Raw genomic sequence first — 207 nt, 5'->3', positions numbered from 1 at the left:
GTTGCGGGTGGCGGGCCTGGCCCGCGAGATTGCCGTCGCCAATCGGCTCGACGCCGACCGGGCGTATCTGGCGGGTATTCTGCACGACATCGCCCGCGATCTGCCGGACCGCGAACTGTTGCGGCTGGCTCCACCGGAAGTGCCGATCGACGCTGCCCACCCGCTGGCGCTGCACGGCCGGGCGGCCCGCACCCTGCTGGAGCGCTG

At 72.9% G+C, this 207-nt stretch carries 1 protein-coding gene; it reads left to right on the top strand.

Going from position 1 to position 207, the window contains the following annotated elements:
* Position 1: 1 nt before the first annotated feature.
* Positions 2–207, top strand: a 206-nt coding sequence (locus GUI70_RS23905) for an HD domain-containing protein (RefSeq protein WP_161884617.1), incomplete at its 3' end; no start/stop codon positions are given.

Origin of the sequence: Deinococcus alpinitundrae, assembly GCF_009982895.1 — a bacterium.
GTDB classification, from domain to species: Bacteria; Deinococcota; Deinococci; order Deinococcales; family Deinococcaceae; genus Deinococcus; species Deinococcus alpinitundrae.
The sequence above is the reverse complement of the archived record's forward strand: the minus strand, read 5'-3'. Positions and strand labels throughout refer to the sequence as shown.